Source organism: Mycobacterium sp. (genome assembly GCF_044342925.1).
Lineage (GTDB): Bacteria > Actinomycetota > Actinomycetes > Mycobacteriales > Mycobacteriaceae > Mycobacterium.
The window spans coordinates 1-21310 of the sequence record NZ_JBIIOV010000021.1; the positions used below are offsets into that span (position 1 = coordinate 1).

Here is a 21310-nt window from a genome sequence, read left to right on the forward strand (position 1 = left end):
AGCGGCCCGGGGTCGAGGTCGACGCTCGCGCCTCTGACGCCGCTGCCGCCGACGTCCACACCGAGAGCCTGCCGGCCGGTTGGCTGGGTCGAGGTCATCGCAGGTCCTCCCTGTCATGGCACCATTCGAGATCAGACACTAGTGAGTCGGGTGGCCCCCGACGTGTGAATCGCGGACGTGGCTGTGCTGCGATGGCAAATGTGAACGACAACCGGCCCGAGCACCTACGTGAGGTCGCGGAGCAACTCGTCTCGGAGGCGGCGGACTTCGTGCGGCGCCGGCGCGCCGAAATGCTCGGCGCCGATGCTGCCGGGGCGGATTCCGCGGCTGTCGGAACGGCGGTGCGGACCAAGAGCACTCGCACCGACCCGGTGACGATCGCCGACACCGAGACCGAAAAGCTGGTGCGCGACCGGCTTGGCGAACTTCGCCCGGGGGACTCGATTCTCGGGGAGGAGGGCGGCGGCACGTCGTCCGGGGCAGCGGTGCGCTGGGTCGTGGATCCGATCGACGGGACGGTGAATTTCCTCTACGGCATCCCGGCGTACGCGGTGTCGCTGGCTGCTCAGGTCGACGGTGTGTCGGTGGCGGGCGCCGTCGCCGATGTTGTCGGCGGGCAGATTTATTCGGCTGCAACGGGCTGTGGGGCCCACCTACTGGAGCGCGGGGGACGGCGGCGGCTGCGGTGCAACGACGTCGACGAGTTGGCGATGGCGTTGGTGGGCACCGGCTTCGGCTACGCCCCGCAGCGCCGGGCCGCCCAGGCCGAATTGCTTGCCCGACTCATGCCCCAGGTGCGTGATGTGCGGCGGCTGGGTTCGGCCGCGCTGGATCTCTGCATGGTCGCCGCCGGCCGGCTCGACGCGCACTACGAACACGGTCTGAACGAATGGGACTGGGCGGCCGGTGCGCTGATCGCCGCCGAGGCCGGCGCGGTGGTGCTGCTGCCGGGAGCCGATGGTCCGGGGGCGGGTCTGACGCTGGCGGCGGCGCCCGGGGTGGCTGCCCAGCTGATCGAAGCGCTCGACCGCTGCTCGGGCCTGCGGCCGCTGCCGTGAGCTAGCAGGTGCCGCTGTGAATCTTGGTGATCAGAGCTGGGTCGACGGGGTCAGTGGCCCCCGGGCGCAAGCTCGACAGCACCGCGGCGATGTCGTTGCTGCTGGCCAGTGAGTTGAAGTCGGTGCCGATCACCAGATCCACCGAATCGTCAGGACGGTCGTCCTGATACAGCTCGACGCAGGGCGCCACCAGCCACGCCGCCGCCGCGCTGGGCCGGCCGGCCTGACCGAACCGGATCTGACCCTGGCAGCTCAACCGGGTTCCGGCGTAAATCGGGTCGTTGGCGGCGGTCGGCGCCGCGAAGCCGAGATCCCGGAGCGAGCCGGCCACCTCGCCGGCCTGGCCGCCCTGTCCGCTGGCGTTGAGGACGCGGATCTTGGACTCGGCGAGCTTGGCCGGCGCGACGTCGACCAGAGCCGCACCGGTCACCCGCTGCCCCAGTTTCGGGGCGGCGGGGTCGGTCGGCGCCGGCGGTGGGTTGCAGGCGGCGGCCTGTTCCACCGCGACCGGACGGGTGAGCACGAAACCCCAGCCCAGCGCGGACAACAGGATGAGCGAGACGAGGGCGATGATCCCCGGGCGGTAGTTACGGCGACCGAAGGGATTGCCGTTCTTGTCCCGGGCGGAGCCTTCGGTGATGTAAGCGACCACGCGAGAACTGTAGAGCCCCGGGCGTCCGCGGAACGGCCCGCCGGTGCAACCGGACCGTACCGTTGAAGCGGTGATGTGATACAACTCACAGCTCAACTCGCGATGACAGGGCACGAATCGTTTGGCCGGGGCGTTCGACGCTGATACAAACCTCTGCTGAGCGACGAGGGGATTGGACGATGGCTACTGACTACGACGCACCGCGCCGTACCGAGACCGATGATGTCTCGGAGGACTCCCTTGAGGAGCTGACGGCGCGCCGGAATGAGGTGCAGTCCGCAGTCGTCGATGTCGACGAGACGGAGTCCGCCGAAAATTTCGAGCTACCCGGCGCTGATCTCTCCGGCGAAGAGCTCTCTGTACGGGTGGTGCCCAAGCAAGCCGACGAGTTCACCTGCTCCAGTTGCTTTCTGGTGCATCACCGCAGCCGGCTCGCCCACGAGAAGAACGGCGAAATGATCTGCACCGACTGCGCAGCCTGAATCCAGCTGCCCGTCGTCGGCTTTTCGCCGTCAGCTTTTCAGGGCAGCCAGCACCCGGTCCGGGTGCCGGCTGCTGACCATCCAGTAGGGCGTCGGGTCGTCGGGGTCGTCGAGGACCACCAGCACCATGGGGCCCACCCAGTTGCGGTGCAGGACGAACGCGGCCGGGTCCAACTGACGTCCCAGCGCGGCGGACTTGGCACTGCGCGGCACGACGGCTGAGCGGCTCACCACCGAGGCGGGCAGATGCGCCTGCCCGGCCCACAGCTCGACCTCCGAGTCGGCGCCCGCGCCGGTGGCCACCACCCGGATGTCCACGCGGCTCAACCACAACAACACGCCCGCCGCGACGACGGCCAGCGCCGCGTACGGCAGCCAGTCGGGAAGGTTGCGGATGCCCAAGTTGACTTGGAAGGCCAGCACCGACGACAAGCCGATACCGATCGGCCACCACCACCAGGGCACTCGCAGCCGCTCGCGGTACCGTACGGTTTGCGTCGAGACGGGCGAACCAGACATCCGGCCAAGGGTAGTCTTTGCGCTCGTGCCCACCAGTCTCGCGGTAGTCCGTCTGGACCGCGATCTGCCGCTGCCCGCACGCGCGCACGACGGCGATGCCGGCGTCGATCTGTACAGCGCCGAGGACGTCGAATTGGCCCCGGGCGAGCGGGCTCTGGTTTCCACCGGCATCGCGGTGGCAATCCCGCAGGGCATGGTGGGTTTGGTTCACCCCCGCTCGGGTTTGGCCGCGCGCCTGGGGCTGTCGATCGTCAACGCCCCAGGCACCATCGACGCCGGATATCGCGGCGAGATCAAGGTGGCGCTGATCAACCTCGATCCCGGCACCCCGATAGTGCTGCGTCGCGGCGATCGCATCGCGCAGCTTGTGGTCCAGCGGGTCGAACTGCCCGAGCTGGTCGAGGTGACCTCGTTCGACGAGGCCGGACTGGCTGACACCACCCGTGGCCAGGGCGGCCACGGTTCCTCCGGCGGACATGCGAGTTTGTGATGGCATTCGGTAGACGTAAGAACGATCACGATCAGAGCGGGGCCGAGGTGGACTACGACGAGGTGGTCTCAGAGCAGGTCACCGAGCAGGTCACCGTTACGGAGTGGAGCGGCGGCGAACCCGACGGACCCTTTGACATCGAGGATTTCGACAACCCCGAGCAGGCTGCGCTGGCCCGGCTGGATCTGGGATCGGTGCTCATTCCGATGCCGCCCGGTGGGCAGATTCAGGTCGAGTTCAACCAGACCGGTGTGCCCACCGCGATCTGGGTCGTCACTCCCAACGGTCGGTTCACCGTCGCTGCCTATGCCGCGCCCAAATCGCCCGGTTTGTGGCGCGAGGTGGCCAGCGAGTTGGCCGAAGCACTGCGCAACGACGGCGCCGCGGTATCGATCGAGGACGGACCGTGGGGCCGCGAAGTGGTCGGCACCGGTGCCGGCGCGGTCCGGTTCGTCGGTGTCGACGGTTACCGCTGGATGATCCGATGCGTGGTCAACGGAATGCTGGAAACGATGCCCGCCCTGATCGCCGAGGCCCGCCAGGCGTTGGCCGACACCGTCGTCCGTCGCGGCGATACGCCGCTTCCGGTGCGCACCCCACTGCCGGTACAGCTGCCCGACGAGCTGGCCACCCAGTTGCGTGCGGCCGCCCAGCAGCAGGCCATGCAGCAGGCGATGCAGGCTCAGCAGGCCCAGCAGCAGCAGCAGGCCATGCTCGCCGCCCAGCAGGCCTACCTGGCCCAGCAACAGGGACAACCCCCGCAGGGACCTGACGAGCGGCGCAGCGCCTCCGGGTCGGCGATGCAGCAGCTGCGCAGCACCAGCACCGGCGGATAGCCGGCTAACCGTCGACCGCCCGCAGCGCTTCCACGCAGGCCGCGCCGAGCAGCCTCGGCGCCGGGCCGAAGTCCGCTAGGCGGACCGTGGCCAGCGCGCCGTGCGGAGCCCAGGCCGCCCAGTCGGCGGCGACGCCGGCCGGATGCACCAGATCGTCGGTGGCCGCAACCACCGCCAGCGGAGCGCCCAGCCGTTGCAGTTCGGCTTGGCTCGGGCCCACACAGGCGGCGGCTTCCTCCATGGCATCGGGCAGAGCCGGCCACTGCCGCTGCCAGGACCGGGCGAGTTCGTCGGCCAGCCACCGCGGGCTCGATGACCGCATCGCTGCCGTGGTCACGGCCAGGCCGTCCCGTCGCAGAAGGCCGGCGGTGTGCCGGGCGGACAGCGCGGCCGGGGCGTCGGCGGGCTCGCCGGTCCACGGCGGCAGCACCGCCAGCACCGCGACCGTGCGGTCCGGATGGGCCAGCGCCCAGCGGGTGGCCAGCAGCGCGCCCAGGGACACCCCACCGACGAGGATCCGGCCGGTTGGGGCGTCCTGGGCGGCGCGGTCGACGGCATCCAGGAAGCTCTGCACCAGCCGGTCCGGCTCGGGAGCCACCGCGATGACGTGCGCGCCGATGTCCTCCAGCGGGCCGGCCAACGCCCGCCGCAGATAATCGTCGTCGGAGCCGGTCCCCGGCAGCAGGACGGTCACCACGTCGCGGATACTGACTGCCCGGCTGGATACCATCGTGCGATCGTGCCTGGTGCAGGTGTCGCCGAGGATTACCGGGGTACGCCCATGGCGTAGCGGGATTGTGAGGTCTACCGTGGCGGTGGCAGTGTGAACGAACTTCACCGAAAGACCCCAGGAGAGGCCATGGCCACGGCCGAAGGTTTTATGCGGCGCCTGACTCGCAAGCTGACCGAGAACCCAGAGGAACGCGACGCCGAGGAACTCACCGGCGAGGCCGCCACCACGGGGGCGCAACGCGCGATCGACTGTCAGCGTGGCCAGGAGGTCACCATGGTGGGCACGCTGCGCAGCGTGGAGACCAACGCCAAGGGCTGCGCGGGCGGCGTGCGTGCCGAGTTCTTCGACGGCACCGACACCGTGGTGCTGGTCTGGTTGGGCCAGCGCCGGATTCCCGGCATCGAATGCGGCCGCCATCTGCGGGTGCGCGGTCGGGTCGGGAAACTCGACAACGGCAGCAAGGCGATCTACAACCCGCACTACGAGATTCAGCGTTGACCCCCACTGACTTGCCGGCGGAAGACGAGGTCGCAGAAGGCGAAGTCGAGGCCAAGCGCACTCCAGGACAGGCCCTGCTCGGTCAGATGGGCGGCGCCAGCGGCCTGATCTACTCGGCCTTGCCAGTGGTAGTACTGGTCCCGATGAACACTGCGTTCGGGCTGCTGCCCGCATTGTTCTCGGCGCTGGGGGTGGCCGCGGCAATCTTGGTGTGGCGGCTGGTCCGGCGTGACTCGGTGCAGCCGGCGCTGGCCGGCTTCCTGGGCGTCGGTATCAGCGCGCTGATCGCCTGGATCGTCGGGGCATCCAAGGGCTACTTCCTGCTGGGCATCTGGACGTCGCTGTTGTGGGCGACGGTGTTCGGGTTGTCGGTGCTGATCCGCAGGCCGGTGGTGGGATACGTATGGAGTTGGGTGACCGGCCACGATCGCAGTTGGCGCCGATCCCGCCGGGCAGTGCTGGCCTTCGACGTGGCGACGCTGACGTGGGTGGCGGTGTTCGCCTCACGGTTCATCGTCCAGCACCACCTCTACAACGCCGACAAGACCGGCTGGCTGGGCGTCGCGCGCATCGCGATGGGCTGGCCGCTGGCCGCTGTCGGCGCGCTGGTGACCTACTTAGCCATCCGGGCAGCCCAACGCGCGATCCACGCCGACCACGCTGCCGCCGCCCATCCCGACCGTTAGCGAACCCCTTCAGCCAGCAGACTGCGTAGTTCGGCTTCGACATCGGGTGCGGCGACGAAGAGCAACTCATCCCCGCCCTCCAGCGGTTGGTCGGGCTCGGGCACGATCACCCGGGGTCCCCGCAGGATCGTCACCAGGGCGACGTCACGGGGCAGTTGGAGCTTGCGCACCGGCCGGCCACCCCACGGGGTGTCCTCGGGCAGGGTGATCTCGACCAGGTTCGCGTTGCCCTTTCGGAACTCCAGCAGCCGAACCACGTCGCCGACGGCGAAGGCCTCCTCGACCAGGGAGGCCAGCATGCGCGGAGTGGACACGGCCACGTCGACTCCCCAGGCACTGTCGAAGAGCCACTCGTTGCGCGGGTCGTTGACCCGGGCGACCACGCGGGGCACCGCGAACTCGGTCTTGGCCAGCAGCGAGAGCACCACGTTGGCCTTGTCGTCCCCGGTCGCGGCGATCACGACGTCGAAGTCCTCCAGATGCACCGCCTCCAGCAGGCTCAGCTCGCAGGCGTCGCCGAAGATCCACGTCGCCGCCGGGATGGCGTCGACGTCGAAGTGCCCGGGATTGCGCTCAATGAGCGTCACGTCGTACTGGTTGTCCACCAGTTCCCTGGCGATGGACCGGCCGACCGCGCCGGCACCGGCGATCATGACTTTCATTCGCCGACCCCTTCCTCGGGCGGTTGCGCGGCGATGGCCAGCGCCTCGCCGCACTGCCCGGACACCGCTGCGAGGTACACCTGGTCACCGGACTGGATCACGGTCTTAGGCTCGGGCAGCACGCCGGAACCGAATCTGATCAGGAAGGCCACCCGCGAGCCGGTAGCCTCCTCCAAGGTGGTGACGCGATGTCCCACCCAGCCCTCATGGACGGTCGCCTCGGCGACGGCGACGGTGCCCGTGGGGTCGCGCCAGCGGGCGGTCTCGGTGTCGTGCGTCAAAATGTTCAGCAGCCGGTCGGTGGTCCATGGCACCGTCGCGATCGTCGGGATACCCAGGCGTTCGTAGACCGCGGCCCGCTTGGCGTCGTAGATCCGGGCCACCACGTGCGCGACACCGAACATCTCGCGGGCTACCCGGGCGGAGATGATGTTCGAGTTGTCGCCGGAGGACACTGCGGCGAAGGCGTCGGCCTGCTCAATTCCAGCCCGCAGCAACACTTCCCGGTCGAAGCCCATACCGGTGATCCGCTCGCCGATGAACTCCTCGGAGAGCCGATGGAACGCCGTGGGGTCGCGGTCGATGATCGCCACCTGGTGCCCGAGCCGGGACAGCGCTTCGGCGAGCGAGGCGCCCACCCGGCCGCATCCCATCACCACTACCCGCACCTGAGGTCCTCTCGGCTACTCATGCGCTGGCCCACCGGCGGGCCGCGCGGTATGGGGAACGCTACCGCGATCGGCGGCAAGGCTTACCCTTGGCTCTCGTGTCCAAGCTTTCGCGGAGTCTGCGCCGGCTGGTGATCGGCCAAGAACTCCGCAGCGACAGGCTCAGCCGCACGCTGCTGCCCAAGCGGATCGCCCTGCCGGTGTTCGCCTCCGACGCCATGTCGTCGGTGGCCTACGCGCCGGAGGAGATCTTCCTGGTCCTGTCGGTGGCCGGCCTGGCCGCGTACACGATGGCGCCCTGGATCGGTGTCGCGGTGCTCCTGGTCTTGCTTGTCGTGGTGTCCTCCTACCGCCAGAACGTGCACGAGTATCCGTCCGGCGGCGGGGACTACGAAGTGGTGACCACCAACCTCGGCCCCACCGCGGGTCTCACCGTCGCCAGTGCGCTGCTCGTCGACTACGTGCTCACCGTGGCGGTGTCGATGGCCGCGGCGATGTCCAACATCGGCTCTGCCATCCCGCTGATCGCCCACCACAAAGTGATCTTCGCGGTCCTGGCGATCGCGCTGCTGACCGCGGTGAATCTGCGTGGCATCCGGGAGTCGGGCACCGCGTTCGCCATCCCGACCTACGCCTTTGTCTTCGGAATGGTCGTGATGATCGGGTGGGGGTTATTCCAGATCAACGTGCTCGGTCATGATCTGCAGGCTGAGTCGGCGTCGTTCGAACTGCACTCCGAGCACGGCGACATCATGGGATTGGCCCTGGTGTTTCTGGTGGCGCGCGCGTTTTCGTCCGGTTGTGCGGCGCTGACCGGTGTCGAGGCCATCAGCAACGGGGTGCCGGCCTTCCGCAAACCGAAGTCGCGCAACGCCGCCACCACGCTGCTGATGCTGGGTGGCATCGCCTCGGCGCTGCTGATGGGCATCATCCTGCTGGCTGTGGAGACCGGGGTGAAGATCGCGGAGCGGCCGTTGGAGCAGCTCGGCGGCGCCCCGGCGGACTATCACCAGAAGACTCTGGTCGCCCAGCTCGCCGATGCCGTTTTCCACAACTTTGCCCCGGGTCTTTACCTGATCACCGGGGTTACCGCCCTGATCCTGGTGCTGGCCGCCAACACCGCGTTCAACGGGTTCCCGGTGCTGGGTTCGATCCTGGCCCAGGACCGTTACCTGCCGCGCCAGTTGCGCACCCGGGGCGACCGGCTGGCCTTCTCCAACGGCATCGTGTTCCTCGCGTTCGCGGCGATCGCATTCGTCGTCGCCTTCGACGCCGAGGTGACCGCGCTGATCCAGCTCTACATCGTCGGTGTGTTCATCTCGTTCACGCTCAGCCAGATCGGCATGGTCCGGCACTGGACCCGGCTGCTGCGCACCGAGGACGATCCGGCCGAACGCCGCCGGATGATCCGCTCCCGGGTGATCAACACCATCGGTTTCATCTCCACCGGCACCGTGCTGCTGATCGTGCTGGTCACCAAGTTCATGGCCGGTGCCTGGATCGCGATCCTGGCGATGGGCGGGCTGTTCGTGGTGATGAAGGCGATCAACCGGCATTACGACACCGTGTCGCGGGAGCTCACGCCCAAGGATGAGGACCGCGAGATCGTGCTGCCCAGCCGCAACCACGCGGTGGTGCTGGTGTCCAACATGCAACTGCCCACCCTGCGCGCGCTGGCGTACGCCCGGGCCACCCGGCCCGACGTGCTGGAGGCGCTGACGGTCAACATCGACGACGCCGAGACGCGCCGTCTCACCAGGGAGTGGGAGGACAGTGACGTCAGCGTTCCGCTGAAAGTGGTGGCCTCGCCCTACCGGGAGGTCACCCGCCCAGTCCTGGACTACGTCAAGCGCATCAGCAAAGAAGCCCCCCGCACGGTGGTCACCGTGTTCATCCCCGAATACGTCGTCGGTCACTGGTGGGAAAGCGTGCTGCACAACCAGAGCGCGCTGCGGCTCAAGACCCGGCTGTTGTTCATTCCCAACGTGATGATGACGTCGGTGCCCTGGCAGCTGAATTCCTCGGAGCGGGTCAGCAAGTTTCCTGAGCAGAGCGCGCCGGGCGACGTGCGGCGCGGTTTCACCGAGTGACCACCGAACTGGTGCTGCGCACCGGTGCGCCGGCCAACGGCGGCAGCTGCGTGGCCCGCGACGACGGCCGGGTGGTGTTCGTGCGCTACGCGCTGCCCGGCGAACTGGTGCGGGCACGAGTGACCGCCGAGAAGGGCAAGTTCTGGCACGCCGACGCCGTGGAGATCCTCGAGGCCTCCGACGACCGGGTGGAGTCGCTGTGCCCGGTGGCCGGTGTCGACGGGGCGGGCTGCTGCGACCTGGCCTTCGTCGAGCCCCAGGCCGCCCGCGTTCTCAAAGGCGAGGTGGTGGCCAATCAGCTTGGGAGACTGGGGGATTACCCATGGGAGGGGATCGCCGAGCCCGTCGGTTCCGGCGCGCCGCTGGGCTGGCGGACCCGGGTGCAACTCGACGTCGGCGCCGACGGCTGTGCGGGCCTGCACCGCTACCACAGCACCGAGCTGATCACCGACCTGCGCTGTGGGCAACTCCCGGAGGCCATGCTCGCCGGTCTGGACGGTCCGCGCTGGCGCCCCGGCGACCGGCTGCACGTCGTGCTCGACGACGACGGACGTCGTCACGTGGTGACAACCTCGCCTGAAAGCCGGGAGACCACCGTCGTCGAGGGCGGAGGCGAAGGCGGAGGCCGGGCCGTGCAGCGGGTGGGCGAACGGGTGTGGCGGCTGCCGGTGACGGCCTTCTGGCAGTCCCATCGGGACGCGGCCGCCCTGTACAGCGACCTGGTGCGGCAGTGGTCTGAATCTTCGGGGCCCGGCGCGGGGGCGCGCCGGGCCTGGGATCTCTACGGCGGGGCGGGTCTGTTCGCGGCGGCGCTGGCCGACGTGATGGGTCCCGGCGGCCGGGTGCACACCGTCGACACCGCCCGCACCGCATCGGCGGCGGCCCGCGCCGCGCTGGCCGACCTGTCATCGGTCACGGTGGTGTCGGGCTCGGTGCGCGGGTTCCTGGCCGGCCAGTCCGGTCGCGCGGACATCGCGGTGCTGGATCCGCCGCGCGCCGGAGCGGGCCGTCCGGTTGTCGACCTGCTGGCCCGGGCCGGTGTGCCGCGGGTGATCCACATCGGTTGTGAGGCTGCGTCGTTCGCGCGTGACATCGGCCTGTACCGCGGCCACGGCTACCAGGTGGAGCAGATCCGGGTGTTCGACGCCTTCCCGCTGACCCATCACATCGAATGCGTCGCACTACTCACCCGGTGAGTTATTCCTTGTAGGTTTCTCGTATGCCCGCCACCCTGCTTAGCCGCGGCTCGTGGTCGGAGACCAGCCGGATCATCCGCATCCTGCACAAGGAGACGGTCGGCGGGGCGATCCTGTTGGCGGCCGCCACGATTGCGCTGGTCTGGGCCAACTCGCCGTGGAGTGCGTCGTACACCGCGCTCACCAAATTCCGCGTCGGCAGCGACGACTACGGACTGCATTTGAACCTGGCGCTGGGATCGTGGGCGGCCGACGGTCTGCTGGCCATCTTCTTCTTCGTCGTCGGCCTGGAACTCAAGCGCGAGTTCGTCGCCGGCGACTTGCGCGACCCCCGCCGGGCGGCGCTGCCCATTGCCGCCGCGGTCGGCGGCATGGTGGTGCCGGCGTTGATCTTCGTCGCCTTCACGGCCGGCGCCGGCGACGGTGCGGTCCGCGGCTGGGCCACCCCGACGGCCACCGACATCGCCTTCGCCGTCGCCGTGCTGGCGGTGATCTCCACCCACCTGCCCGGGGCGCTGCGGACCTTCCTGCTCACCTTGGCCGTGGTCGACGACCTGCTCGCGATCACCGTGATCGCGGTGTTCTACACCACCAAGATCAACCTGCCCGCGCTGCTGCTGGCGCTGATTCCGCTGGCGGTGTTCGCGGTGCTGGTGCAACGGCGGGTGCGTTCGCCGTGGATCTTGATCCCGCTGGCGGTGGCCACCTGGTCGTTGGTGCACGAGTCCGGGGTGCACGCCACGGTCGCCGGGGTGCTGCTCGGGTTCGTCGTGCCGGTGCTGCGCAACGAACGCGACGCGGGCGACTCGGGGATGGGCCTGGCCGAGTATTTCGAGCATCTGGTGCGACCGGTATCCGCCGGTTTCGCGGTGCCGGTCTTCGCGTTCTTCGCCGCCGGGGTGACCTTCGGGGGCTATGACGGATTGGTGACAGCGCTGCGCGACCCGGTCGCTCTGGGCATCGTGGGAGGCCTGGTGGTCGGCAAGGCGGTGGGGGTGTTCGGAACCACCCGGCTGATCGCGGCGGTGACCCGCGCCAGCCTGGACTCGTCATTGCGCTGGATCGACGTCTTCGGGGTCTCGCTGCTGGCCGGTATCGGGTTCACCGTCTCCCTGCTGATCGGCGAATTGGCGTACGACGCCGACTCTTCGCGGCAGGCGGTGGTGAAGGTGGCGGTGCTCACCGGATCTTTGCTGGCCGCATTCCTGGCCGCCATCGTGCTGCGTATCCGAAATCAGCATTACCGCTCTGTCTTCGAGCTGGAAACCTGCGACGACGACCGCGACGGTGTGCCCGACATCTACATGTCAGAGGACGAGGGCGGTGGCAACCGTGCGTAGACTGAGCCAATGCTCGAACAGGTCCGCGGCCCCGCTGATCTGCAGCGCTTGTCCCAGGACGAGCTGGCGCAACTGGCGGGGGAGATTCGTCAGTTCCTGATCCACAAGGTGGCTGCCACCGGCGGACACCTGGGACCTAACCTCGGCGTGGTCGAACTGACGCTGGCGCTGCACCGGGTGTTCGACTCTCCGTTCGATCCGATCATCTTCGACACTGGGCATCAGGCCTACGTGCACAAGATGCTGACCGGGCGTAGCGGGGACTTCGACACCCTGCGGATGAAGGGCGGTCTCTCCGGCTACCCGGCGCGGGCGGAGAGCGAGCACGACTGGGTCGAGTCCAGCCACGCCTCGGCAGCGTTGTCCTACGCCGACGGACTGGCCAAAGCCTTCGAACTGACCGGCCAGTGCAATCGCCACATCGTCGCGGTCGTCGGCGACGGCGCGCTGACCGGTGGCATGTGCTGGGAAGCGCTGAACAACATCGCCGCCGGCAAACGCCCGGTCGTCATCGTCGTCAACGACAACGGCCGCAGCTACGCACCGACTATCGGCGGACTGGCCGAACACCTCGCCGGTCTGCGCCTGCAACCCGCCTACGAGCGGCTGCTGGAGCGCGGCCGCAGCGCGCTGCGGTCCATCCCGGTGATCGGCCCGGTCTGCTTCCAGGCCATCCATAGCGTGAAAGCGGGCATTAAAGACGCCGTCTCGCCCCAGGCGATGTTCTCCGACCTGGGCTTGAAGTACGTCGGACCCATCGACGGGCACGACGAGCACGCGGTGGAGACCGCGCTGCGCCACGCCCGCGGCTACAACCGGCCGGTGATCGTGCACGTTGTCACCCGCAAGGGCATGGGTTACGCCCCGGCGGAGAACGACGAGGCCGAACAAATGCACGCCTGCGGCGTCATCGACCCGGAGACCGGTCAGGCCACCAAGATTGCGGCGCCGGGATGGACCTCGGTGTTCTCCGACGCCCTGATCGCCCATGCGGGCGCCCGCCGGGACATCGTGGCCATCACCGCCGCCATGCCCGGGCCCACCGGCCTCGCCGCCTTCGGAGATCGCTACCCTGACCGGCTCTTTGACGTCGGTATCGCCGAGCAGCACGCGGTGACCTCAGCGGCCGGCTTGGCGATGGGCGGACTGCATCCGGTGGTCGCGGTGTACTCGACCTTCCTCAACCGGGCCTTCGACCAGCTTTTGATGGACGTCGCGCTGCACAAGCTGCCGGTCACCCTGGTGCTCGACCGGGCCGGTGTCACCGGCAACGACGGCGCCAGCCACAACGGCATGTGGGATCTGTCGGTGCTCAACATCGTTCCGGGTATGCGGGTGGCCGCCCCGCGCGACGGCACCCGGCTGCGTGAGGAACTCGGCGAGGCGCTGGACATCGACGACGGCCCCACCGCGATCCGCTTCCCGAAAGGCGATGTCGGCGAGGACATTCCGGCGCTGGAGCGGATCGGCGGAGTCGACGTGCTGGCCCGGCCCGCCGAGGAGCTGGCTTCCGACGTGCTGATGGTGGCGGTCGGTCCGTTCGCCGGGATGGCGCTGAAAGTCGCCGATCGCCTGCGCAGACAGGGCATCGGCGTCACCGTGGTGGACCCGCGGTGGGTGCTGCCGGTTCCCCAGGAGCTAGGAGCCCTGGCCGCCGTGCACAAGCTGGTGGTCACCATCGAGGACAGCGGCGTCCGCGGCGGCGCCGGCTCCGCGGTGTCCGCGGCGCTGCGCGCCGCCGACATCGATGTGCCATGCCGGGATGTCGCGGTGCCGCAACGGTTCCTCGACCATGCGTCGCGCTCGGAGGTGCTCGACGAGATCGGGCTGACCGATCGGAACGTCGCCCGCCAGGTCACCGGCTGGGTGGCTGCGCTCGGGGCGTATCAGGAGTCGGTCGCCGAGCAGATCGACTAACGCGCCGGGGCGAGTCGCCTAAGCCTGCTTGGTCCCTGCCTCGGTCACTGCTTCGGCCAGTACCGGGACCACCAGCTCGCGCTGCCACGGCCGGGCGCCGCCGTCGCGCACGAATTCGTCCACCGCGCCGGCGTTGTCGGCGGCGTTCTCGCCACGGCCCGGCCAGTCCCAGCACAGCCGCCGCAGTAGCTCGGGGGACAGCAGATTCTCGGTGGGCACCCCGACCCGCTGGGACAGCTCCGACAACGCGGCGCGGGCGGCCTCTAAGCGCACGGCGGCCTCCGGCTTGCGTTTGGCCCACCGCACCGGTGGTGGGGGGCCGCCGTTATCCTCGGCGATATCGGGCGCCTGCCCGCCGCTGCGGGCGGTTGCCAGCGCGTCCAGCCACACCTGCGCGGTCCGGCGTTGCTGCTTGCCCCCGAAAACCGGCAGAGCCAGTAGTTCCTCGACGGTCTTGGGGTCGGCCGCCGCGGCGGCGATAATCGCGGTGTCGGGCAGGATCCGCCCCGGGGCGATATCGCGACTGCGAGCGATCCGGTCCCGGGTGGTCCACAGTTCCCGCACCGCCGCCAGCCCCGCCGCCGTGCGGATCTTGTGGATGGCCGAGGTCTTGCGCCAGCGGTCCCGTCGGGTGGGGGAGCTCTGAGCGCAGCGCAGGTACTCGAATTCCTGTGCAGCCCAATCGCTTTTGCCCTGTACGTCCAGCACGCCGGCGATCGCCGCGCGCAACTCGATGAGCACTTCGACGTCCAGCGCGGCGTAGTTGAGCCAGGCCGCCGGCAGTGGCCGCTTTGACCAGTCCGCGGCACCGTGGCCCTTGGCAAGCCCCAGCCCCAGCAGCCGTTCCACCATGGCGGCGAGGTTCACCCGCTCGAAGCCGGCCAGCCGGCCCGCCAGTTCGGTGTCGTACAGCCTCGGCGGACGCAGGCCGACCTCGGCCAGGCAGGGCAGGTCCTGATCGGCGGCGTGCAGAATCCATTCGTCCTCGGCGAGGACCTCGGCCAGCGGCCCGAGGGCGTCGATCGAGCTGCCGCCGTGGTTGACCGGGTCGATGAGCACCGTCCCGGCGCCGGTGCGCCGGATCTGGATCAGGTAGGCCCGGTTGGAGTACCGGAACCCCGACGCGCGCTCGGCATCGACCGCGAAGGGACCGCTGCCGGCAGCCAATTGGTTTGCGGCGCTGGCGATTTCGTCTGCACTGACGGCCACTTCGGGAACGCCTTCGGCGGGGGCTGCCAGCGGGACCGCCGTCGGCGGAGCCGGGGTGTCGTCCAGTTCTGCCATGTCAGGCGCGGGAGCGGGGACGGGAACTCAGGTCGGTAACCCCTACCGGCGGCAGTCCCGCCGCGTGTTCGAGCACCTCGCAGAACGCCTGAACGTGCGCGTCCAGAGCCGGTGTGGTGGCGGTCCAGGAGGCGCGCACCTCGAGCTGATGGGCGCGGGGGGGTCCGGAGAGGTCGCCGTAGCGCACCGAGGTGGTGGCTGTGACGGTCCCGCCGAGCGCGGTGACATGCTCCTCGCGCTCCTGCAGCGCATCCACCAGCCAGCTCCAGGCCACCTCGGGCAGCAGCGGGTCCACCGCCTCGCTGGAGTCCAGGTCGGCCTGAATGTAGGCCACCAGGCGCATGGTGCCGTCCCATGCGTCGGAGCCCTCCGGGTCGTGCAGCAGGATCAGCCGGCCGAACGCGTCGCCCTCGGAGCTTTCCGGAATGATGTCGGGCTCTGGGCGGCGCACCTCCGCGCCCAGCGCATAGCTGTACGGCGCGAGGCGCTGAGGTGGGCGGATCGGGCCGAGCTCGATCTCGGGCCGCACCTTGGCGGCGTTCATGGCTGCCACGGCCTCGCGGAACTGTTGAGGCTCCGCGTCGGTCACTTCACCGACGGTAGCCTCAACCAGCGAGGCGTGCAGTCAGGCGCGCCGTGGCAGCATGGTGCCGGTGAGTACCCGCCGCCACCTGCCCGAGGCGCCGTATCTGGCCGCCGCCACCGGCCGTAAACCGGCCCAGATTCCGGTCTGGTTCATGCGGCAGGCCGGCCGATCGCTGCCGGAGTATCGAGTGCTGCGGGCCAAGAACACCATGATGCAAGCCTGCTTCGACCCGGAGCTGATCTGCGAGATCACTCTGCAGCCGGTCCGCCGGCACGGCGTCGACGCGGCGATCCTGTTCTCCGACATCGTCGTGCCGCTGCGGGGCGCCGGGGTGGACGTCGACATCGTGCCCGACGTCGGGCCGGTGATCGCCAGCCCGGTGCGCACCGCCGCCGACGTCGCCGCCCTGCGCGCTCTGGACCCGCACCGGGTGGCCGCGGTGGGCCAGGCGGTAGGCCTGCTGGTCGACTCGCTGGGGGAGGTGCCGCTGATCGGCTTCGCCGGCGCGCCGTTCACCCTGGCCTCCTACCTGGTCGAGGGCGGCCCGAGCAAGAACCATGAGCGCACCAAGGCCATGATGCTGGCCGATCCGACCACCTGGCATTCGCTGATGGAGACCCTCGCCGGGGTGACGCTGGAGTTCCTGCGAGTCCAGCTCGACGCCGGGGTGGACGCCATTCAGCTGTTCGACTCCTGGGCCGGCACGTTGTCACTGGCCGACTACCGCACCTACGTGCTGCCGCACAGCGCGCGGGTGTTCGCCGCGCTGGCCGACTACGGCGTGCCGATGACCCATTTCGGGGTCGGGACGGCCGAGCTGCTCGGCGCCATGGGCCAGGCCGGGGCGAGCGTGGTCGGAGTGGACTGGCGGACGTCGCTGACCGACGCCGCCGCGCGGGTCGAGCCGGGCAAGGCGCTGCAGGGAAATCTGGACCCGGTGGTGCTGCTGGCCGGCTGGCCGGTGGTGGAGAAGGCCGCCCGCAACGTGGTCGACGACGGCCGGCGCGCAGTGGACGCCGGTGCGGCCGGACACATCTTCAACCTCGGTCACGGCGTGCTGCCGGCCACCGACCCGGGCGTGCTCACCGATCTGGTGGCGCTGGTGCACTCGTTGTGACAGCCACCTATGCCGTTGTCGGAGGCGGCATTTCGGGTCTGGTGACCGCCTACCGGATTCGTGCCGCCGCCGGCCCGGACGCCACCATCCTGGTGTTCGACCCCGCTGACCGGCTCGGAGGGGTGCTGCGCACCGAAACGCTGTGCGGTACGCCGATGGACATCGGCGCCGAGGCGTTCGTGGCCCGTCGGCGCGAGGTGCCCGCGCTGCTCGGCGAACTGGGCCTGGCCGACCGTCTGATCACCCCCACCGGGGTGCGGCCCACCATCTACGCCGGAGGCCGGCTGCACCCGCTGCCGCCCGGGGCGGTCAACGGCGTCCCGAGCACGCCCGAGTCGGTGGCCGGTCTGGTGGACCAGCAGACCGTCGCCCGGATGGCGGGCGAACCCGACCGTCCACTGGACTGGCAGCCCGGCGGCGATCCCGCCGTCGGTCAGGTGGTGGCCGACCGGTTCGGCGAACAGGTGGTGACCCGGTCGGTGGACCCCATGCTGTCGGGGGTGTACGCCGGGTCGGCGACGACCATCGGGATTCGCTCGGCGGTGCCGACCGTCGCCGCGGCGCTGGACGCGGGGGCGCCCAGCCTGACCGCGGCGGTCCGAAAAGTGTTGCCCGGCAGCACCAGTGGCCCGGTGTTCGGCGCGATCGCCGGTGGCTACCGGGTGCTGCTCGACGAGCTGGTGGCCCGCAGCGCACTCGAATGGGTGCAGGCGCCGGTGGACCACATGTACGCCGACTTTCGCGGCTGGACCCTGGCCGACGCCACCGGCCGGACTTGGCGTGCCGACGCCGTCGTCGTCGCGCTGCCGGCCCCGCACACCGCCGCCCTGCTCGACGACATCGCCCCGGCGTCGGCGGCCGCAGCTGCCCGGATTCCGGTGGCCTCCTCGGTGGTGTTGGCCATGGGCGTGGCCGCCGGGACGCCGTTCCCGCCGCAGTCCGGCGTGCTGGTTGCCACGGGTGAGCCCCTGCACGCCAAGGCCATCACCCTGTCCAGCCGCAAGTGGGGCGGCGGCGGTGCGGCCGAACTCCTGCGGATGTCGTTCGGCCGGTTCGGTGACGACATCGCCCGGGAGACCTCCGACGAGGAGCTGCTGGCCTGGGCGGCAGAGGATCTGCACAGCGTGTTCGGCATCGCCGCCGATCCGATCGAGGCGCTGGTGCACCGATGGATCGACGCGCTGCCGCAGTACGGACCCGGACACGCCGACCTCGCCGCCGCCGTGCGCGCCGGCCTGCCGCCGGGGGTGGCGGTGACAGGCAACTTCCTCGACGGGGTGGGTGTGCCCGCGTGCCTGGTCGCGGCCGGGCGGGCCGCCGACGCGGTGGTGGCCGCGGCTACCGTCTGATTGCCGCTGCCCGCGCGGCTACCGTCTGATTGCCGCTGCCCGCGGCTACCGTCTGATTGCCGCTGCCCGCGGCTACCGTCTGATTGCCGCTGCCCGCGGCGGGGCGCCGGTAGCCGCGTGGCACCATGGGTGCCATGGCGCGACTGGACTACGACGCACTCAACTCCACCGTCCGCTACGTGATGTTCTCGGCGTTCGCCGTGCGGCCCGGAGTGCTCGGCTACGACGAGGATTCCCGTGCCGCCGTGGCCGACGAGACCGCGACGTTCCTCAAGCAGCAGGAAGAACGTGGCGTGGTGATCCGCGGCATCTACGACGTGGCCGGCATGCGGGCCGACGCGGAGTTCATGATCTGGACGCACGCCGAGCGGGTGGAGGATCTGCAGGCCACCTACAGCGACTTCCGGCGCACCACCGCGCTGGGCCGCGCCACCAGCCCGGTGTGGAGCACCGTCGCGCTGCACCGCCCGGCGGAGTTCAACAAGAGCCACGTGCCGGCTTTCCTGGCAGGTGAGGAGCCGGGCAACTACGTGTGCGTCTACCCGTTCGTGCGGTCGCTGGACTGGTACCTGCTGCCCGACGACGAGCGCCGCAAGATGCTGGCCGACCACGGCATGGCCGCTCGCAGCTACAAAGACGTCCGCGCCAACACCGTCCCGGCCTTCGCCCTGGGCGACTACGAGTGGATCCTGGCCTTCGAGGCGCCGGAGCTGCACCGCATCGTCGATCTCATGCGTGACCTGCGCGCCACCGAGGCGCGCCGGCACGTGCGGGAGGAGATCCCGTTCTTTACCGGCCCGCGGGTCGGGGTGGAGGAATTGGTAGCGCGGCTTCCGTGACCGCAAACACGATTGTGAAACGCCACCCCAACTTCTGACTGCCGTGCCACAATCGCCACATGGACATGACCCCTGTGCTGATCATCTCCTCGGCAGTCGTTCTCATCGGGCTGATCTGGTTAGCGCTGCGCATCACCATTAAGCGCGACCGACAGACCATCCAAGAGGACATGGACGAGCCGCATGAGATCGAGGCGTACAGGAAACGCTGGGGTGACAAAAAGTAACCCTGGCTCAGAAGGGTGGGTCGTCGGCATCCGACCCGCTCAGTCAACCGCTCCAACCGCATCGCGCGCGAACGTTACGTCGCGGCATCATTTCGGCATGCCGGCGAGTGATCGTCGGCTCCGATTCCTCGGACCCGTTGTGGTCGCTGCACGCCGACATCATCCGCCAGTTCCTGGCCGGCGGGCGGTCTGACCTGCGACGAGGCGGTGACGGTGAACAGGTCGGGTCGGCGCAGGTCCTGGGAGATCACGACAGCGGTGGCCGGCGGCGGTGCGGTCTGTGGGCGGCGGAGCTGAGGCGTTCTCCGTCGTGATCGTCCGGCTTGTCGGTGAGTACCCTCAGCTCTGCGGCACCAGTTTCAGCGAGATCGAGTTGATGCAGTACCGCTGATCCGTCGGGGTCGGGTAGCCCTCGCCCTCGAAGACGTGCCCCAGGTGGCTGTGGCAGTTGGCGCACAGCACCTCTACCCGGCGCATGCCCATGGAGTCGTCGGGCCGTAGCACCACCGCGTCGGAGTCGGCCGGGTCGAAGAACGACGGCCACCCGCAGTGCGACTCGAACTTCTCGGTGCTGCGGAACAAATCCGCCCCGCACGCCCGGCACTGGTAGACGCCCTCGGTCTTGGTGTCGGTGTACTCGCCGGTGAACGGCCGCTCGGTGCCGGCCTGCCGCAGGACGTGAAACTCCTCAGGGCTCAGCCGCGCACGCCACTCGGAATCCGAAAGCTGAAGTTTGGGCAGCAGGTTGGGCTCAGAACTCATGAACCAACGCTAGCCGGGACCCGCCGCGGCGTCATCCACGCCGGGTCGATGCCGGCGTCTGGATCGGCGGCCAGCCGGCCTTCGGCTTTGGCGTCGAGGTAGCGGTAGTACAGCACGCAGAACACCACGATCAGCATCAACGACCAGCCATAGGTGATCTTCATGTACTCCAGGAACCGCCCGGTGGTGGGCCACCGCCACATCAGCCAACGATCCAGCGTCAGGAAACCGTAAGTGGCCAGCCAGGCCGGCCAGTTGCGCAGCACCGAGTTAGGCAGCACCACCGTCATCAGGAACGGGAACAGCATCATCGAGTAGTAGCCCTGCGCCAGCGACAGCACCAGCCATGACGCGATCAGCAGCACCCCTGAGGACGTCAGCGCCCAGAAGAAGGGGTCGCGCTGGTGGTAGTAGCGGTAGAGCAGCCACAAGCTGGCCGCCGCCAGCACCACGAACAGCAGTCGCAACGCGGTGATCAGCCACATCGGCAGCCCGTAGTAGACACCGTTGCCCAACACCGAGGAGTTGAAGTAGTCCCGCGTCGACAGGATGTAGGGGATCGTGCGGCGGATGAAGCTGCCGCGGTCGACCACCAGCTGCCAGGCCACCGCGTTGAACGCCAGCGGTACCGCCGCCGCGGCGGCAAGCACCCGCCACTGCCGGTTCAGCAGCGGCAGCAGAAGCAGCACCGCCAGCACCGGTTTGACTGTCAGCGACAGGCCGATGGCGATCCCCGACAGCCATTCTCGGCTCACCCGTCCGTCGAGCAGCCACAGCAGGAACAGCACCTCGCACAACAGGATGCAGCCGTTGATGTTGGTGAACACCAGGGTGTTCGTCACCGACTCGGTGACGAACGCGGCCGCCAGCAGCGCGGGCAGCGCCGGCGACCGCATGGAGAACTTGAACAGCCGGACCAGGAAATAGCAGGCCGCGATGATGGCCACCGTGTTGAGCACGATGAACCAGTTGCGGGCGGCGTAGATGCTGTCGAAGTAGCCGAACGGCGCCATCAACAGGGTGCCGCCAGGGGGGTAGAGGTAGTGCGGGTCCACCTCGGTGAAGACGTCGGTGTACACCGGCTGGTGATCCCGGAACCGTCGCACGGCCCAGTAGACGGGAGCCCAGTCGTCGGTGATGTAGCCGTTGGAGGTCAGCACATAGCCGCGGTGGATGATCGACATGATCGCGATCGGCCACAACGCGGTCCGCACCACGTCCTGGGTACTCGGTGGGCTGGTTCGCGGACCGAATACCTTTCGCAGCAGCGAGGAGTCAGCGGAAACCACGATCCGCACCGTACACCGGCGTGGCGCCCG

General features: G+C 69.2%; 24 protein-coding genes and 1 pseudogene. 15 read left to right on the forward strand and 10 right to left on the reverse strand.

Going from position 1 to position 21310, the window contains the following annotated elements; all coding sequences use genetic code 11:
- Positions 1 to 98, reverse strand: a pseudogene (locus ADBZ6I_RS04040) (polyphosphate--glucose phosphotransferase); the annotation flags it as partial.
- Positions 99 to 191: 93 nt separating this feature from the next.
- Here ADBZ6I_RS04040 and ADBZ6I_RS04045 point away from each other — a divergent pair.
- Positions 192 to 1058, forward strand: coding sequence for an inositol monophosphatase family protein (locus tag ADBZ6I_RS04045; protein WP_526381114.1), 867 nt, complete (start codon positions 192 to 194; stop codon positions 1056 to 1058).
- Position 1059: 1 nt separating this feature from the next.
- On the opposite strand, the gene cei is transcribed toward ADBZ6I_RS04045, so the two are convergent.
- A complete protein-coding gene (gene cei / locus ADBZ6I_RS04050) occupies positions 1060 to 1710 on the reverse strand; it encodes an envelope integrity protein Cei (protein WP_526381116.1) in 651 nt (216 codons plus the stop codon).
- Between the two features lie 179 nt (positions 1711 to 1889).
- Between cei and ADBZ6I_RS04055 the strand changes: the two genes are divergently transcribed.
- On the forward strand, positions 1890 to 2192 hold the full coding sequence (locus ADBZ6I_RS04055; RefSeq protein WP_526381118.1) for a DUF4193 family protein: 303 nt from the start codon (positions 1890 to 1892) through the stop codon (positions 2190 to 2192).
- A 30-nt stretch (positions 2193 to 2222) separates the two neighbouring features.
- Here the strand turns inward: ADBZ6I_RS04055 and ADBZ6I_RS04060 are convergent, their stop codons facing one another.
- Positions 2223 to 2711: a DUF3093 family protein gene (locus tag ADBZ6I_RS04060; protein WP_526381120.1), complete on the reverse strand. Its 489-nt coding sequence runs from the start codon at positions 2709 to 2711 to the stop codon at positions 2223 to 2225.
- Between the two features lie 25 nt (positions 2712 to 2736).
- Here ADBZ6I_RS04060 and dut point away from each other — a divergent pair, with 25 nt between their 5' ends.
- On the forward strand, positions 2737 to 3201 hold the full coding sequence (gene dut, locus ADBZ6I_RS04065) for a dUTP diphosphatase (RefSeq protein WP_313674328.1): 465 nt from the start codon (positions 2737 to 2739) through the stop codon (positions 3199 to 3201).
- Complete coding sequence (locus tag ADBZ6I_RS04070; RefSeq protein WP_526381123.1) at positions 3201 to 4037, forward strand: DUF3710 domain-containing protein; 837 nt, start codon at positions 3201 to 3203, stop codon at positions 4035 to 4037. The genes dut and ADBZ6I_RS04070 overlap by 1 nt, the downstream gene beginning before the upstream one ends.
- A 4-nt stretch (positions 4038 to 4041) precedes the next feature.
- Here ADBZ6I_RS04070 and ADBZ6I_RS04075 read toward each other — a convergent pair whose 3' ends face one another.
- Positions 4042 to 4767, reverse strand: a complete 726-nt coding sequence (locus ADBZ6I_RS04075; RefSeq protein ID WP_526381125.1) for an alpha/beta fold hydrolase — start codon at positions 4765 to 4767, stop codon at positions 4042 to 4044.
- A 129-nt stretch (positions 4768 to 4896) separates the two neighbouring features.
- Here ADBZ6I_RS04075 and ADBZ6I_RS04080 point away from each other — a divergent pair, with 129 nt between their 5' ends.
- Both ADBZ6I_RS04080 and ADBZ6I_RS04085 read left to right on the forward strand, forming a co-directional pair.
- Positions 4897 to 5268, forward strand: a complete 372-nt coding sequence (locus ADBZ6I_RS04080) for an OB-fold nucleic acid binding domain-containing protein (protein ID WP_526381127.1) — start codon at positions 4897 to 4899, stop codon at positions 5266 to 5268.
- A complete protein-coding gene (locus tag ADBZ6I_RS04085) occupies positions 5265 to 5954 on the forward strand; it encodes a DUF3159 domain-containing protein (protein WP_526381129.1) in 690 nt (229 codons plus the stop codon). The genes ADBZ6I_RS04080 and ADBZ6I_RS04085 overlap by 4 nt, the downstream gene beginning before the upstream one ends.
- On the opposite strand, the gene ADBZ6I_RS04090 is transcribed toward ADBZ6I_RS04085, so the two are convergent.
- Both ADBZ6I_RS04090 and ADBZ6I_RS04095 read right to left on the reverse strand, forming a co-directional pair.
- Entirely contained in the window at positions 5951 to 6616 is a 666-nt protein-coding gene (locus tag ADBZ6I_RS04090; protein WP_526381131.1) for a potassium channel family protein, read from the reverse strand. The two genes, ADBZ6I_RS04085 and ADBZ6I_RS04090, sit on opposite strands and share 4 nt — an antisense overlap.
- Complete coding sequence (locus tag ADBZ6I_RS04095; protein ID WP_526381133.1) at positions 6613 to 7284, reverse strand: potassium channel family protein; 672 nt, start codon at positions 7282 to 7284, stop codon at positions 6613 to 6615. Before ADBZ6I_RS04095 ends, ADBZ6I_RS04090 begins: the two co-directional genes overlap by 4 nt.
- Positions 7285 to 7382: 98 nt before the next feature.
- Here ADBZ6I_RS04095 and ADBZ6I_RS04100 point away from each other — a divergent pair, with 98 nt between their 5' ends.
- The 4 genes from ADBZ6I_RS04100 to dxs are packed head-to-tail and all read left to right on the forward strand — an operon-like array spanning position 7383 to position 13827.
- Complete coding sequence (locus ADBZ6I_RS04100; protein WP_526381135.1) at positions 7383 to 9374, forward strand: amino acid permease; 1992 nt, start codon at positions 7383 to 7385, stop codon at positions 9372 to 9374.
- Positions 9371 to 10570, forward strand: coding sequence for a class I SAM-dependent RNA methyltransferase (locus ADBZ6I_RS04105; RefSeq protein ID WP_526381137.1), 1200 nt, complete (start codon positions 9371 to 9373; stop codon positions 10568 to 10570). The genes ADBZ6I_RS04100 and ADBZ6I_RS04105 overlap by 4 nt, the downstream gene beginning before the upstream one ends.
- Before the next feature lie 23 nt (positions 10571 to 10593).
- Positions 10594 to 11910, forward strand: a complete 1317-nt coding sequence (gene nhaA / locus ADBZ6I_RS04110) for a Na+/H+ antiporter NhaA (RefSeq protein WP_526381139.1) — start codon at positions 10594 to 10596, stop codon at positions 11908 to 11910.
- A gap of 9 nt (positions 11911 to 11919) precedes the next feature.
- Positions 11920 to 13827 carry a 1-deoxy-D-xylulose-5-phosphate synthase gene (gene dxs / locus ADBZ6I_RS04115; protein ID WP_526381141.1) on the forward strand — a complete coding sequence of 636 codons (1908 nt, stop codon included), beginning with the start codon at positions 11920 to 11922 and terminating at the stop codon, positions 13825 to 13827.
- Between the two features lie 18 nt (positions 13828 to 13845).
- Here dxs and ADBZ6I_RS04120 read toward each other — a convergent pair whose 3' ends face one another.
- Both ADBZ6I_RS04120 and ADBZ6I_RS04125 read right to left on the reverse strand, forming a co-directional pair.
- The gene (locus ADBZ6I_RS04120) at positions 13846 to 15111 is read right to left on the reverse strand and encodes an HRDC domain-containing protein (RefSeq protein ID WP_526381143.1); all 1266 of its coding nucleotides are present in this window, start codon (positions 15109 to 15111) and stop codon (positions 13846 to 13848) included.
- Between the two features lies 1 nt (position 15112).
- Positions 15113 to 15736, reverse strand: coding sequence for a DUF3000 family protein (locus tag ADBZ6I_RS04125; protein ID WP_526381167.1), 624 nt, complete (start codon positions 15734 to 15736; stop codon positions 15113 to 15115).
- 28 nt (positions 15737 to 15764) lie between these two features.
- On the opposite strand from ADBZ6I_RS04125, the gene hemE reads away from it, so the two are divergent.
- The 5 genes from hemE (at position 15765) to ADBZ6I_RS04150 (ending at position 19543) form a co-directional block, all read left to right on the forward strand.
- A complete protein-coding gene (hemE, locus tag ADBZ6I_RS04130; RefSeq protein WP_526381145.1) occupies positions 15765 to 16814 on the forward strand; it encodes a uroporphyrinogen decarboxylase in 1050 nt (349 codons plus the stop codon).
- Positions 16811 to 18163, forward strand: a complete 1353-nt coding sequence (locus tag ADBZ6I_RS04135) for a protoporphyrinogen oxidase (RefSeq protein WP_526381147.1) — start codon at positions 16811 to 16813, stop codon at positions 18161 to 18163. The genes hemE and ADBZ6I_RS04135 overlap by 4 nt, the downstream gene beginning before the upstream one ends.
- Positions 18164 to 18297: 134 nt before the next feature.
- Entirely contained in the window at positions 18298 to 19002 is a 705-nt protein-coding gene (gene hemQ, locus ADBZ6I_RS04140; RefSeq protein WP_526381149.1) for a hydrogen peroxide-dependent heme synthase, read from the forward strand.
- A 59-nt stretch (positions 19003 to 19061) separates the two neighbouring features.
- Positions 19062 to 19229, forward strand: a complete 168-nt coding sequence (locus ADBZ6I_RS04145; protein WP_526381151.1) for a hypothetical protein — start codon at positions 19062 to 19064, stop codon at positions 19227 to 19229.
- 107 nt (positions 19230 to 19336) lie between these two features.
- Positions 19337 to 19543 (forward strand): hypothetical protein, encoded by a 207-nt coding sequence (locus ADBZ6I_RS04150; protein ID WP_526381153.1) that lies wholly within the window; start codon positions 19337 to 19339, stop codon positions 19541 to 19543.
- Between the two features lie 25 nt (positions 19544 to 19568).
- Here ADBZ6I_RS04150 and msrB read toward each other — a convergent pair whose 3' ends face one another.
- On the reverse strand, positions 19569 to 19991 hold the full coding sequence (gene msrB, locus ADBZ6I_RS04155; protein ID WP_526381155.1) for a peptide-methionine (R)-S-oxide reductase MsrB: 423 nt from the start codon (positions 19989 to 19991) through the stop codon (positions 19569 to 19571).
- Positions 19988 to 21280 carry a glycosyltransferase 87 family protein gene (locus ADBZ6I_RS04160; RefSeq protein ID WP_526381157.1) on the reverse strand — a complete coding sequence of 431 codons (1293 nt, stop codon included), beginning with the start codon at positions 21278 to 21280 and terminating at the stop codon, positions 19988 to 19990. Before ADBZ6I_RS04160 ends, msrB begins: the two co-directional genes overlap by 4 nt.
- Positions 21281 to 21310: the final 30 nt, after the last annotated feature.